This window comes from Nocardia sp. NPDC050717 (assembly GCF_040654275.1).
In the GTDB taxonomy this organism is placed as follows: domain Bacteria; phylum Actinomycetota; class Actinomycetes; order Mycobacteriales; family Mycobacteriaceae; genus Nocardia.
This window is the reverse complement of sequence record NZ_JBFAHR010000010.1, coordinates 37059-49792: the sequence shown is the minus strand read 5'-3', so window position 1 is coordinate 49792 and position 12734 is coordinate 37059. Positions and strand designations below refer to the sequence as shown.

12 protein-coding genes are annotated in these 12734 nt (G+C 69.9%); 3 read left to right on the top strand and 9 right to left on the bottom strand.

Annotated elements, in window-relative coordinates:
* Positions 1 to 129: 129 nt before the first annotated feature.
* The gene (locus AB0H56_RS20400; RefSeq protein ID WP_357165382.1) at positions 130 to 2703 is read left to right on the top strand and encodes an ATP-dependent Clp protease ATP-binding subunit; all 2574 of its coding nucleotides are present in this window, start codon (positions 130 to 132) and stop codon (positions 2701 to 2703) included.
* 54 nt (positions 2704 to 2757) lie between these two features.
* On the opposite strand, the gene AB0H56_RS20395 is transcribed toward AB0H56_RS20400, so the two are convergent.
* The 3 genes from AB0H56_RS20395 to AB0H56_RS20385 all read right to left on the bottom strand — a co-directional run bounded on the left by AB0H56_RS20395 (position 2758) and on the right by AB0H56_RS20385 (position 5775).
* Positions 2758 to 3150 (bottom strand): hypothetical protein, encoded by a 393-nt coding sequence (locus tag AB0H56_RS20395; RefSeq protein WP_357165379.1) that lies wholly within the window; start codon positions 3148 to 3150, stop codon positions 2758 to 2760.
* A 108-nt stretch (positions 3151 to 3258) separates the two neighbouring features.
* The gene (locus AB0H56_RS20390; RefSeq protein ID WP_357165376.1) at positions 3259 to 4071 is read right to left on the bottom strand and encodes a carbohydrate-binding protein; all 813 of its coding nucleotides are present in this window, start codon (positions 4069 to 4071) and stop codon (positions 3259 to 3261) included.
* A gap of 468 nt (positions 4072 to 4539) precedes the next feature.
* Positions 4540 to 5775: a cytochrome P450 gene (locus tag AB0H56_RS20385; RefSeq protein ID WP_357165373.1), complete on the bottom strand. Its 1236-nt coding sequence runs from the start codon at positions 5773 to 5775 to the stop codon at positions 4540 to 4542.
* Positions 5776 to 5968: 193 nt separating this feature from the next.
* On the opposite strand from AB0H56_RS20385, the gene AB0H56_RS20380 reads away from it, so the two are divergent.
* On the top strand, positions 5969 to 6517 hold the full coding sequence (locus AB0H56_RS20380) for a helix-turn-helix domain-containing protein (RefSeq protein WP_357165370.1): 549 nt from the start codon (positions 5969 to 5971) through the stop codon (positions 6515 to 6517).
* 6 nt (positions 6518 to 6523) lie between these two features.
* Here AB0H56_RS20380 and AB0H56_RS20375 read toward each other — a convergent pair whose 3' ends face one another.
* From AB0H56_RS20375 to AB0H56_RS20355, 5 genes are read right to left on the bottom strand one after another with little or no spacing between them, the layout of a single operon-like run.
* A complete protein-coding gene (locus AB0H56_RS20375; RefSeq protein ID WP_357165367.1) occupies positions 6524 to 7729 on the bottom strand; it encodes a cytochrome P450 in 1206 nt (401 codons plus the stop codon).
* Positions 7726 to 8331 (bottom strand): ATP/GTP-binding protein, encoded by a 606-nt coding sequence (locus AB0H56_RS20370; RefSeq protein WP_110038569.1) that lies wholly within the window; start codon positions 8329 to 8331, stop codon positions 7726 to 7728. The genes AB0H56_RS20375 and AB0H56_RS20370 overlap by 4 nt, the downstream gene beginning before the upstream one ends.
* Positions 8306 to 8656 (bottom strand): DUF742 domain-containing protein, encoded by a 351-nt coding sequence (locus AB0H56_RS20365; protein ID WP_110038568.1) that lies wholly within the window; start codon positions 8654 to 8656, stop codon positions 8306 to 8308. Before AB0H56_RS20365 ends, AB0H56_RS20370 begins: the two co-directional genes overlap by 26 nt.
* A complete protein-coding gene (locus AB0H56_RS20360) occupies positions 8656 to 9066 on the bottom strand; it encodes a roadblock/LC7 domain-containing protein (protein WP_110038567.1) in 411 nt (136 codons plus the stop codon). The genes AB0H56_RS20365 and AB0H56_RS20360 overlap by 1 nt, the downstream gene beginning before the upstream one ends.
* The gene (locus AB0H56_RS20355; RefSeq protein WP_357165362.1) at positions 9044 to 10429 is read right to left on the bottom strand and encodes a sensor histidine kinase; all 1386 of its coding nucleotides are present in this window, start codon (positions 10427 to 10429) and stop codon (positions 9044 to 9046) included. The genes AB0H56_RS20360 and AB0H56_RS20355 overlap by 23 nt, the downstream gene beginning before the upstream one ends.
* A 284-nt stretch (positions 10430 to 10713) precedes the next feature.
* Between AB0H56_RS20355 and AB0H56_RS20350 the strand changes: the two genes are divergently transcribed.
* Entirely contained in the window at positions 10714 to 11145 is a 432-nt protein-coding gene (locus AB0H56_RS20350; RefSeq protein ID WP_357165359.1) for an SRPBCC family protein, read from the top strand.
* 61 nt (positions 11146 to 11206) lie between these two features.
* Here the strand turns inward: AB0H56_RS20350 and AB0H56_RS20345 are convergent, their stop codons facing one another.
* Complete coding sequence (locus AB0H56_RS20345) at positions 11207 to 12733, bottom strand: DHA2 family efflux MFS transporter permease subunit (RefSeq protein WP_357165356.1); 1527 nt, start codon at positions 12731 to 12733, stop codon at positions 11207 to 11209.
* Position 12734 lies beyond the last annotated feature (1 nt).

Sequence of the window (12734 nt, the reverse complement as noted above, 5' to 3'; positions counted from 1 at the left end):
GCGATGTTGCCGATGTGAAACTGTCCAACTCCTTGCACCCCGCCGTGGGATGCCGAAGTATTGCCAGCAGTACCAACCTGATCTGCAGGAAGTCGCCGCGCAGCGGCACGACGAGCGAAGAGGTGGGACATGACAGCGAGCTGGCCGGGTAGTTCGATGAATTCCTTCGACGACATCTTCCAGCGATTCTTCGGCCCGGGGATGTCGGCGAAACCCCCCGTGCAACGCATCGACCTGGGCAGACTCATGACCGACAACGCCAAAGCGCTCATCGCCACGGCGCGCGAGGCCGCCCAGGAGTGGGGAAATCCCGAGATCACCCCGGAGCATCTGCTCTACGCGGCCACCGAAGCCGAGCCGGGCCGCAGCATCGTGGCCGAGCTCAGCCTCGATCCCGACCAGGTTGCCGAACAGATGCAGGACCACCTCGACACCGGCGCGCCCAGCGAGGACGATCTGTCCGACATCACACTGAGCCCCGCCACGAAGACGGCGTTGCGCGCGGCGCAGCGCCAGGCCGCCCAGGCGGGCAGCAGCTACATCGGTCCCGAACACGTGCTGCTCGGCATCGCGTCGGTCCCCGACAGCGTCGCCGCGCAGGCACTGATGGCGGGGATCGCGGCCACGCAGAGCGGCAATTCCGCGGGCCCGGCGACCCCGGGCGGCGCGCCGGCCAAGCGGCAACGCAAGTCGGACACGCCGACGCTGGACGAGTACGGGCGCGATCTCACGGCCGAGGCCCGTGAAGGTCTGGTCGACCCAGTCGTCGGCCGGGCCGAGGAGATCGAGCAGACCATCGAGATCCTCTCGCGGCGCCGCAAGAACAATCCGGTGCTCATCGGTGATCCCGGTGTCGGCAAGACCGCCATCGTCGAGGGGCTCGCGCAGCGCATCGTCAACGACGACGTGCCCGCCACGCTCGCCGATCGGCGGGTCATCGCGCTCGACATCGGCACGCTGGTGGCGGGCAGCAAATATCGCGGCGAGTTCGAGGAGCGGCTGACCAAGATCCTCGACGAAGTGCGCGCCCACAAGGACGAGCAGATCGTGTTCATCGACGAGCTGCACACCATCGTCGGCGCCGGGGGCGGCGGCGAGGGCTCGATGGACGCGGGCAATCTGCTCAAGCCCGCGCTGGCGCGCGGCGATCTGCACGTCGTCGGCGCGACCACGATCGACGAGTACCGCAAGCACATCGAGAAGGACGCCGCGCTCGAGCGCCGCTTCCAGCCGGTGCTGGTGTCGGAGCCCTCGGTCGAGGACACGATCGAGATCCTGCGCGGCCTCGCCGACGTCTACGAGGAGCACCACCAGGTGCGCTACACCGACGAATCGCTGGTGGCCGCGGCCCAGCTGTCGGACCGCTACATCACCGACCGGTTCATGCCGGACAAGGCGATCGACCTCATCGATCAGGCGGGCGCGCGGGTGCGGCTGCGCTCGGGCACCCCCGACCCTGAGGCCAAGGCCAGGGACGAGGAGATCGCGCGGCTGTACCGGGAGAAGGACGCCGCCGTCGACAACGAGGACTACGAGAAGGCCACCGCCCTCAAGGCCGAGATCGCGGCCAAGGAGGAGGAGCTCGCGGAGTCCGGTGAACTGGCCGCCGAACCCGAAGTCGACGTGCTCGCCATCGCCGAGGTCATCTCGCGCCAGACCGGCATCCCGGTCGCCGACCTCACCGCCGAGGAGAAGCAGCGTCTGCTCGCGCTCGAGGACGTGCTGCACAAACGCGTCATCGGGCAGGACGAGGCGATCGTCGCGGTGGCCGAGGCGGTGCGCCGCGCGCGGGCCGGACTCAAGGACCCGAACCGGCCGATCGGCTCGTTCCTGTTCCTCGGCCCGACCGGTGTCGGCAAGACCGAACTCGCGAAAGCGCTGGCGGAGGCGGTGTTCGGCGACGAGGACCGGCTGATCCGGTTCGACATGAGCGAGTTCCAGGAGAAGCACACGGTCTCCCGGCTCGTCGGCGCCCCGCCCGGCTATGTCGGCTACGACGACGCCGCCCAGCTCACCGACAAGGTGCGCAGGCAGCCGTACTCGGTGATCCTGTTCGACGAGGTGGAGAAGGCGCACCCGGATGTGTTCAACGTGCTGCTGCAGCTGCTCGACGACGGCCGGGTCACCGATTCCAAGGGCCGCACCGTCGATTTCAAGAACACGATCGTCATCATGACCTCCAACATCGGCTCGGATCTGATCCTGGCCGCGCCCGAGGGTGACCTGGATTCGGTCGTGCCGCAGCTGGAAGAGCGCCTGCGCCAGCACTTCCGGCCGGAGTTCCTCAACCGGATCGACGAGCAGATCGTGTTCCACCGCCTCGACAAGACGCAGCTGGAACGGATCGTGAACCTGATCCTGGACAAGACCCGACGGTTGCTGGCCGCCCAGGACATCGAGCTCGACATCAGCGACGCGGCGGTGGACTGGCTCGGCGAGCGCGGCTTCCAGCCCGAGTTCGGCGCCAGGCCGCTGCGGCGCACGGTGCAGCGTGAACTCGACAACCGGGTCTCGCGGCTGCTGCTCGACGGCGGGCTGGAGGCGGGAGCGACGGTCCGGGTCGACACCGCCGACGACGACCTGGTCGTCACCGCGGTGGCGCCGAGCGGCGGCAAGGCCGAGACCGACGGCGCGGCGCCGAAATCGGTGAAGAAGCAGGCCAAGAAGAAGGGCGAGGACAAGAAGGTCGCGGCGAAGAAGTAGCGCGACGCGACGGTGGCCCGGTCCGCGCCGGACCGGGCCTCCGTCGTGATCGTCTCAGCCGCCGGTGACCACGCAGGACTCCCCGAACCGGTAGCCGCGGCCCACGTGCACGTCGGCGCCGCGCCCCACCCCGCCCTGCAGCGCCGCCAGCGTGTGCGGGCCGGTACTGCTGGGCACCCAGGTCAGGTCGGCGATGCCGTCGGTCGGGGTGACCACCGCCAGCAGGGCGCCGTTGTCGTAGAACGAGACGGGCTCGATGCCGACACTGAGCCGGGCCACCAGGTGATGGGTGCACCCGGTGCCGTAATTGGTTGCGCTGCCGACGCTGAGGCCGGGGTCGACGGTCAGCTGCGAGACCGCCGCACCGGCCGAGGGCGAACCGGCGGTCATGGCCAGCAACGCTGTCCCGGTGGCCGCGATGGCGAAGGCGAATTTCCGGTCACTCATATCTCACGTCCTTGTGCTGCGGGGGCCGGCCGAACGCGAGGCCGGCGAGTCGACCCCCATCCTCACCCCATCGCGGGACCGATGTCGGGAGAACACACGAACGAATCGCTACGCCGCGGACCAGAGGGCCGGCGTGTTCGGCGGGGTCCAGTTCGGATCGTGGACGGTGTGCGCCTGCCTGCAGGTATAGGTCCGCCCCTGGTAGGTGACCTTGTCGCCGACGGCGTAGGTCGCGCCCTGCCGCCAGGCCGTTCCCGCGGGGGCGGTGGTCGTCGTCGGATGGTGATGGGTGGTCGTCGGCGCCGGGGTGGTGGTGGCCGGGGGCTTGGTGGTCGTCGCCGGCGGGGTGGTCGTGGGTTTCGTGGTCGTCGGTTTCGTGGTGGTCGGTGTCGGCGTGGTCGTGCCGCCACCGGAGCCGCCGATCTCCAGGTCGACACAGCTGTAGAAGGCCGCCGCGGTGTCGCCGATGTTCCAGACCGCGCGCAGTTTCTGGCGCCCCGAATAATTCGACAGATCAATGGTGTGCGTGACTTCCATCGCGGGCTGTTCGTTCCCGCCGTCGATCACCGCGATTCGGGTGTCGCCGAGGAAATACTCCCAATTGAGGGTGCGGTGATTGGCGGTGTTCTTCCAGGTGAAGGTCGTGCGGCCGGACACCTTCTGCGGCACCCAGCCGAGGCTGTCGTCGTCGAGCTCGGGATATTTGTTCGCGCTGCAATTGGTGAGGCCTTTCGGCCCCTCGACACTCTGCGGTTCGTATTTCACCGCACCGCACGGGACGAGCCCCTTGGCGCATTGTTCCTGCCTGCTCGCCGGTCCGGTGACCCAGCCGTGCGCCCCGGCATCCGCCGCGGGAGCGAGCAGACTCGCCAGGGGCGCCAAGGCCACGGCACCGGCGACGGACAGAATTCGATTTCGCACTCTCAGTACTCCTTGAAATGCACACGGATGGACGGCAGGGGCCGACATACCGTCCGGGAAAACGATTTCGGATGACGCTGCAGAACACTTCGATATCGAACTGTGATGGGGAACGGTAGGGCGGCCCGATGCCCTCGTCAAGGAGTTCTCCAGCACCGAATTCGACTACCGGCGAGTACGAAGCAGCAATTCTCAGCCCGTCTGCGAAGTTGCGAAGCATGCGTGTTTCAACCCGACCGGTTCGATCTACAGGCAATCGTTCGGCTAATCCACCAGTTCACGGCCGCGCGGCCGGTTGCCAGAAGATGGCGGGAATTCCGTGGAGCGAGGCGGGACGCGACGATTCAGCACGCCCGCACCCGCCGATCTACGGCCTGCGAATGTTGCGCGGCGCCGGCGGAATTGATCCGGCACACGCCACGACATCACCCCGCGGCGTGGCCGCTCGGCCACCGGGGTCTGGGTGGCTCAGCGGGTGATCCGCAGCGGCAGCGCGGCGTGGCGGCGGACGAACAGGCTCGGGACCCAGCGGGGCGGGGCATCCTCGATCAGGGTGAACTCGGTGCTGCGTTCGAGCAGCAGGCCGAGGGCGGCGGTGGCTTCCAGCCTGGCCAGCGCCGAGCCGATGCAGAAGTGCGCGCCCGCGCCGAAGGCCGCGTGCGCCCGGCCACGGGGGCGCGCCAGGTCGACCTGCTCCGGCTCGGCGAACCGCGCGGGGTCGCGGTTGGCGGCGCCCCAGAGCAACAGCAGGTGGCTGCCCGCGGGCAGGTCGATTCCGCACAGCTCGGTGTCGGCCACCACGTGCCGGTGGTGGCCGCGGAAGGGCGACTCCAGCCGCAGCGTCTCCTCCAGGAACGCGGGCAGCAGGTCCGGCCGGGCGCGCACGCGCGCTTGCAGCTGCGGGTCCTCGGCGAGCAACCGGGCCGCCGCCGCGATCAGTCCCGCGGTCGACTCACCGCCCGCGCCGATCAACTGCACCAGGATGAGCACCGCCTGCTGCTCGTCGATCCGACCGGCCGCCAGTGCCGCCGCGAGCACATCGATCAGCGCCGCGGGCGAATCCGTCGCGGCGACCCGGCCTTTCGCCGCGACGACGGCACCGTGGGCGTAGTGGGCGAGTTCGGCGGCCGAGGTGACCAGCGCGGTCATCCGGCCGTCGGGCACGATGCCGCCGAGCATCTCCGTGGAGTCGTAGGCCCACCCGAGCAGCCGCGGCACATCGGCGCCGGGCAGGCCGACGAGTTCGGCGATCAGCGCCAGCGGCAGCCGATCCGCCATCCCGGTCGCCCAGTCGATCCGGTCGCCGTCGAGTTCTTCGGCCCACAGCTGTTCGGCGAGCGCGGAGACCGTGGGTCCCATGCCCCGCACCCGCTTGGCCAGCGCGGGGCCGACGATGCCGCGATGCACCGCGTGCACCTCGGCATCGGCGGTCGCGAGCACGTGCACGGCCTGGCCGGTGGCGTCGAGGTCGAAGGTCGTCGGCGCCGCGCCGGGTCGTGCGACGAGCACGCCGGTCAGGTGCGAGGAGAAGTCGGCCGGGCGGGCGGTGGCCTCGGCGACCGCGGCCCACGAGGACACGAGGAAGAAGTCGGTGCCCGGGACCCGGTGGACCGGAGCGTGCTCCCGCAGGGCGCGATAGAGCGGGTAGGGGTCATCGAGCACCGCTGGGTCGAAGAGGTCCGTCGCCGCGAGTTCGGTGGTCATGGCCGCCGCCTTTCCTGGTCGATTCGTCGGCGCTCACGGTCCCCGGCGCGAGCCGTCCCGGCAACAGCTGTCTCAGCTCGAGACTGCGATGCCCGCGCGCACGACCACCCGGCTGAGCGGAAAAGGGCCTGCGGCCAGGCCGAAGTGCGCTAGACATATTTCGCGAACTGTCTCAGCACGAGAAGGAGGAGCGATGCCGTCCGATTGGCTCACCGACGGTGATCGCGGCACCGTCGCGATCGACCGCATCGAACGGGCCGCCCTCGCGCTGTTCCTCGAACACGGCATCGACAAGGTCACCGTCGACGACATCGCCGCCGCAGCGGGGTGCTCCCGAGCGACGCTCTACCGCCACGTCGGCGGCAAGCCGCGACTGGTGCGCGCGGTGATGGTCAGGGCGGCCGAAACCGTGGCCGCCCGCGTCGAGGCGGCCGTCGAACGGGTTCCGCCTCGACGGCGACCCGTCGAGGCGATCCTGGCCGCCGTCACCGCGATCCGGGCCGACCCGGTCCTGCGCCAGTGGCTCGTCCGGCATCGCTCCCCCGGCACCGACGACCTGCTGGCCGGCGCACCGGAACTCGGCCGCATCGCGACCGCGCTCACCCACATCGCCCCCGACGACGCGGCCGCGGGCTGGATCGTGCGGGTGGTGCTGTCGCTGCTCACCTGGCCGCTGCCCGATGCCGCGGCCGAGCGGCGGCTCGTCGAACGGTTCGTCGGACCCGCCCTGCGTACCGCCTGACGGCGATCAGGGCATCGGCAGCGGCGGCGTCTTCGGGAACTCCACCGGCAGCGCGGCCAGCGACCGGTGGAAGGGGCCGGGACGCCACACCAGGTCCTCGGCGGCCACCGCGAGCCGCATCTCCGGGAGGGCGTCGAGCAACTGGTCGATCGCGTCCTGGACGATCAGGTACGCCACCGATTTGGCGGGGCAGCCGTGCGGACCCGCGCTCCACGCCAGGTGCGCCCGGTTGTCGACGACATCGCGTCCGGCGATCGCCGGATCGTTGTTGCACGCCGACATGCTGATCACCACCGGCTCGTGCGCGGGCAGCCAGGTGTCGTCCACCAGGGTGGGCTGGCGCGGGTAGGTCATGCAGAAGTTGGCCAACGGCGGATCGGTGAAGAGCACCTCGTCGAGGGCGTCGCGGGTCGACATGCTGCCGCCGAGCACATCGCCGGCGAAGCGCCGGTCGGTGAGCATCAGCCGCAGCGTGTTGACCACGAGATTGAGCATGGGCTCGATGCCGGCGCCGTAGAGCACCAGCAGCTGATGCACCAGTTCCTCGTCGGTGAGCGCGGCGGGATGCGTCAGCAGGCGCGTGGCGACATCGTCGCCCGGCTCGCGCTGACGCAGCGTCACCAGGTCCGCGAGCGCGGTGGCGAGCAGTTCGTTGCCCGCCTCGGCGTCGTTGCCCTCGAAGATCTGTGCCATGCCGGTGGCCACGCGCTGCCCGATCTGCGGCGTGCAGCCGAGCATGGCGTTGAGCGCCTGGAACACCAGCGGAAACGCGTACTGGCTCAGCAGATCCGCCGACCCGGTCGCGCAGAAGCCGTTGATCAGTGGGATCGCGAACCGTTCCACCGTGCTGTGCATCGCGTAGAGATCGACCCCGGCGATCGCGGCGACATTGGCCTGCCGGTACCTGGTGTGCTCGGCGCCGGTGGTGCGCAACGCGGCCGGGCGGAACTGCAGCATCGGCAGCACCGGGCAGTCCTGCGGAATGTTGCGCTGCCACATGCGCGGATCGGCCGGGAAGTGCTCCGGGTCGTTGAGGATCCGGACCGCCGTGTGATAGCCGATCACCAGCGTGGCCCTGATCCCGGGCGACAACTCCACCGGCACCAGGGCGCCGAAACGCTGCCGCATCGCGCGGTAGGCCGCCTGCGGGTCGGCGGCGAACTCGGGCGCGTACATGGGCACCCGCTCGCCGACCGCGAGGTCGAGCGTCATGACACCGCCGCGGCTTCCTGCCGCTGGAACAGGTACTCCGCCAGCGTGATCAGCGCGCGCAGGCCGTGATCGCGGCGCCGGGCGTCGACCGCGACCACGGGGGTCTCCGGCGCCAGGTCCAGCGCCTCGCGGACCTCCTCGAGCGGGTAGCGCCGGAAGCCCTCGAACTCGTTGACCGCCACCGCGTACGGCACCCCGCGCAGTTCCAGCGCGGCGAGCACGTCGTCGGCCTTCTCGATGCGCCGGGTGTCGACGAGCACCAGCGCGCCGAGCGCGCCGCGGGCCAGCTCCTCCCACAGCGGGGCGAACCGTTCCTGGCCGGGTGTGCCGAACAGGTACAGGGCCAGTTGCGGATTCAGGGTGATCCGGCCGAAGTCGAGCGCGACGGTGGTCTGCACCTTGGTGCCGAGCCCGGCCATGTCGTCGACGCCGATGCTGGCCTCGGTGATGGTCTCCTCGGTGCGCAGCGGCCGGATCTCCGACACCCCGCAGACGAACGTCGTCTTGCCCACGCCGAAGTTGCCCGCGACCAGGATCTTCACCGACCTGGTCACGGTCTCGGGGACGTAATCGACCTCAGCCCGCGATGGCACGGAGACCATGCAGCACCTCCTTGATCAACGCGAGTTCCGGCTTCACCTGAGCCGGGGTGGGGCAGTGCAGATGTCCGCTGTCGAGCAGGTCGGACACGATGATCTTGACGACCGACGCGGGCAGGTCCAGATACGCCGACAGCTCGGCGATCGACAGCGCGCCACGCCGGCTGGTGAGCGCGAGGACCCGGCGCTCGTCGGGGCGATGATCGGGGCGCGCGTCGGCGACGGCGCGGACCAGGGTCACCAGATCCAGTTCATGCGCGGCCCGTACCCGGCCGCCGGTGCGCACATACGACCTGACCAGGTCGGGATCCCGCCTGCCCCGGCTCATTACCGGCCACCGTTGCGGGGCGCGCTGCCGATCTCGTGGCCGACCCGGGAGGCCAGTTCGTTCATCCGGTGCGCGACCAGCGCGACGTCGACATCGACCGTGGTCGCCACGCCGAGCAGCGCGCCCGCGCCCGCCGCGGTGATCATGATCATGCCCTCGTCGTACTCGGTCATGTTCTGGCGCACCGCGTTCGACGGGCCGCCGCAGAACTCGCCGAGCGCCTTGCCGAGCGAGCGGAGCCCCGAGGCCGCCGCCGCGAACCTTTCGGCGTCGTCCTTGGCGACACCGCGGGAGTGCGCGATCCGCAGTCCGTCGTCGGACAGCAGCACCGCGAAACGGACGCCGGGGATCTGCAGATCCTCGAGCAGCCACGCCAATCGGTTCGTGCTATCGGCCACCGGTGTGCTCATCGGCTGTTCCTTCCGTCGTTCGCTCGGCCGCGGCGCGGCCGCTACGGGAACCGCTGTGCCAGGCAGCGGCGAGTTCCGGCCGCGGCTGCCCCGATTCGCCGGGCACCCCCGACCGATCCGGCGCGACCGGCCTGCGGCGGCGCTTGGGTAATCCCCCACTGGTGATCTCGTGGATCTCCGCTCCCGGTGTCTCGTTCTCGGCCGGTACCGGGACGGGCACCGGAACATGGGCGGGCGCGGTGAGTTCGGGCTCCGGCAGCCGTGGCGCGGCGCCGCTGACGAGCAGGGCCGAGGGCACGTAGACCATCGCGCGCATGCCACCGAAGATGTTGGGCCCGTCGACGTGCACGGAGAATCCGTACCGGCGTGCCAGCGCCGCGATGCCGGGGAACCCGACCTTGGGCGCCGGGCCCAGATCGTGGATGTCGACCGCGCGTTCGCCGCTGAGCACCTGCCGGGCGTCCTCGAGCTGTTCCGGACTCATCCGCATGCCCGCGTCGTCGATGATGACGGTGACGCCGTGGTGGCCCTCCTGGAACCCGACCTCGACGAAGGAGGACGGCGGCGAGTACCGCAGGGCGTTGTCGAGCAGCGTGGCCAGGGTGTGCACGAGCGGTTCGACCGCGCGGCTGATGACCACGCGCTCCGATTGCCCGGACCGCACCCGCAGGAATTCCCGGACACGTCCGGTCGCGCCGCCCGCCACATCGGTGAGCGACTGCTGCGGCCAGCGCCGGCCCGGCAGGCCGCCGGAGACGATCACATAGGACTGCGCCTGGCGGATCATCTGCTGCACGGTGTGGTCGATGCGGGTCAGCGTCTCGTAGATCGCGTCGTCGCGGTGTTCGCGCAGGGCCGCGCTCACCACCTGGCCGAGGTCGGTGCCGAGGCTGACCACCGAGGTGCCGAACGAGCGCACCGCGGCACTGGTCGCGGCGCGCGAGGTCGCCGCCACCTCGGCCCTGGCCGCCTCGTCGGCGGCCTGCACCTCGGCGAGGCGGCGCTGCTCGCCGTACCGCTCGACCATGACCCTGGTCTCCTCGGTGACCGTGCGCAGGTCCTCCGCGTGGCCGGTGGCGATGTGCTGCAGCGTTTCGGCGTAGCGCGAGTCGCGCAGCTCCACGGGCACATCCACCGCGACGGCGGGAACGTCGTGGCGGCGCACCGCCTCGGTGATCGCGGGCAGGGTGGTGTGCGCCAGCTGGATCAGGGCGTTCTCGCACGCGAGGCGCTCGCGGATGGCCGCGTCGGCGCGGCGCCGTTGCTGGCGTTCGTTGCGCATGGCCAGGATCGTCACGGCCAGCGCGAGCAACAACAGCGGCGCTCCGATGACGAGTAACAGCACCGCGATTCCTGAGTTCATCAGATCTTTCGTCGTCGTCGACCACACACGGCTGGGTCGGTGGGTCCCTCACCGGTCGGCCCGGGGAGGCATGCGCGCGCGACCGCGAGGCGGGCGCGAATATCCGATTCACATGCCCCGCTGCCTGCGACTCGCACACAGTAGCAGCACCGCGCGGACCTCGTCGTGGATCATCCTGTCCGCCATCATAATTCCGACCCGGATGGGTTGGACCATGCACTATTCTGACGCGCCGGGTCCGGACCGGCCGACACGGAACCACGGGTACCGGATACCATCCGGTCGTGGCGAAACTGAAGCTCTCCGTCGATGTCCCCGTCCCGCCGGACCAGGCGTGGGCGCACGCGGCCGACCTGCCCGCACTCGGTGACTGGCTGACCATTCACGAGGCGTGGCGCGGCGAGCTGCCCGCGGACCTGACCCCGGGCACCGTGCTCGTCGGCATCGCGCGCGTGAAGGGTTTTCGCAACAAGGTCACCTGGACCGTGCGCACCGCCGAGCCGCCGCGGCGGCTCGCGCTGACCGGCGCCGGGATCGGCGGCACCAAGTTCGGGCTCGGCCTGCTCGTCGAGCCCGCGGGCAGCGGCTCCAAGGTGAGCGTCGACATCGACCTCGGTGGCGCGCCGCTGTTCGGGCCGATCGGCTCGGCGGTGGCGAAGGCGCTGCGTGGCGACATCGAACGGTCCCTGGAGAACTTCGTCAAGCTCTACGCCTGAGCGCACACGCGAAAGCCCGGGCCGAACACGGTGTTCGGCCCGGGCTTTCCGGTGGAGGGGGTCAGACCAGCGCGACGGCCTCGGCGTCGACCGGTGCCTGCGGCTTGGTGCGCGGCAGGAAGAACGCCGGGACCAGCGTCAGCAGCGCGAGCACGACGGTCACCCAGTAGGTGGTGCTGAACGCGTCGGCGGCCAGTTCCAGTCCCTGCTCGATGATCGAGGGCGGGATCTGCGCGGCGAGTTCCGGTTTCACGGTGGCGCCGATCGCCATCTTCGCCTCGGGATGATCGTTGAGCTGGGCGGCCAGCACCACCGACATCGTCGCCGTGCCGATCGAGGCGGCGGTCTGGTTGATGATGTTCATCAACGTCGACCCGCGCGCGACCTGCGCGTGCGTGAGCGTCTGGATGGCGGCGGTCATCACCGGCATCATGGTGCAGCCCATGCCGAGACCCATCACGAACAGCGCCCCGCCGATCACCAGGTACGAGGTGTCGGCGCCCAGCTGGGTGAACCCGGCCAGGCCGAGCGTGATCAGGGTGATGCCGACCATGACGATCTTGCCCGGTCCGATCTTGTCGACAAGGAAGCCGGCGATCGGCATCGTCAGCATGGCGCCGATGCCCTGGGGCGCCATCAGCAGCCCGGAGTCGAACGCGGTTTCCCCGCGGACCTGCTGCAGGTAATTCGGCAGCAGGAAGCCGGCGCCGAAGAACGCCGTGGCGAACAGCGACATGGTGAGCACCGAGTAGCGCAGCGAGGTGTTGCGGAACAGGCGCAGATCGATCAGCGGGTGCTCGGTGCGCAGCGCGTGGAAGACGAAGGCCACCAGCAGCACCGCGCCGATGATCGCCGGGATCAGCACGCGCCCGGCGAGCACGGTGCCCTTCTCCGGGATGGAGGAGACACCGAACAGGAACAGCGCCAGGCCGGGCGAGGCCAGCAGCATGCCGACGAAGTCGAACGATTCCGACGGCTTGGGCTTGTCGGGTTCGAAGACGACGACGGCGAGCACCAGCGCGATCAGGCCCAGCGGCAGGTTGATCAGGAAGATCCAGTGCCAGCTGAACGAGTCGATCAGCCAGCCCCCGAGGATCGGGCCGCAGATGGGGCCGAGCAGCATGGGCACGCCGAGCACGGCCATCACCCGGCCGATCCGCTGCGGGCCCGCGGCGTGGGTCATGATCGTCATGCCCAGTGGCATGAGCATGCCGCCGCCGATGCCCTGGATGACGCGGAACGCCACCAGTGATTCGATGCTCCACGCCATCGAACACAGCACCGACCCGATGATGAAGAAGGTCAGCGCCGCCAGATACAGGCGTTTGGTGCCGAAGCGGTCGGCGGCCCAGCCGGTCATCGGGATGACCGAGGCCAGGGCCAGGGTGTAGCCGGTCATCGTCCAGGCGACGACCTCGACGGAGGCCTGGAAGTCGGTCATGAAGGTCGGAATCGCGACGGTGACCACGGTGATGTCGAGAATCGACATCACGGCACCGAGGACGACCACGCCGGCCACCTTGAGAACGGCGGCGTCTAGCTTGTCGGGAGCGGGATCGGCGACGCCGATATCCGGAGGTTTCGTCACC

Excerpts from the sequence above, each read along its gene's own strand:
- AB0H56_RS20395 (WP_357165379.1), bottom strand. The coding sequence starts at position 3,150 with ATGAGTGACCGGAAATTCGCCTTCGCCATCGCGGCCACCGGGACAGCG.
- AB0H56_RS20400 (WP_357165382.1), top strand. The coding sequence starts at position 130 with ATGACAGCGAGCTGGCCGGGTAGTTCGATGAATTCCTTCGACGACATC.
- AB0H56_RS20380 (WP_357165370.1), top strand. The coding sequence starts at position 5,969 with ATGCCGTCCGATTGGCTCACCGACGGTGATCGCGGCACCGTCGCGATC.
- AB0H56_RS20370 (WP_110038569.1), bottom strand. The coding sequence starts at position 8,331 with ATGGTCTCCGTGCCATCGCGGGCTGAGGTCGATTACGTCCCCGAGACC.
- AB0H56_RS20360 (WP_110038567.1), bottom strand. The coding sequence starts at position 9,066 with ATGAGCACACCGGTGGCCGATAGCACGAACCGATTGGCGTGGCTGCTC.
- AB0H56_RS20365 (WP_110038568.1), bottom strand. The coding sequence starts at position 8,656 with ATGAGCCGGGGCAGGCGGGATCCCGACCTGGTCAGGTCGTATGTGCGC.
- AB0H56_RS20375 (WP_357165367.1), bottom strand. The coding sequence starts at position 7,729 with ATGACGCTCGACCTCGCGGTCGGCGAGCGGGTGCCCATGTACGCGCCC.
- AB0H56_RS20355 (WP_357165362.1), bottom strand. The coding sequence starts at position 10,429 with ATGAACTCAGGAATCGCGGTGCTGTTACTCGTCATCGGAGCGCCGCTG.
- AB0H56_RS20385 (WP_357165373.1), bottom strand. The coding sequence starts at position 5,775 with ATGACCACCGAACTCGCGGCGACGGACCTCTTCGACCCAGCGGTGCTC.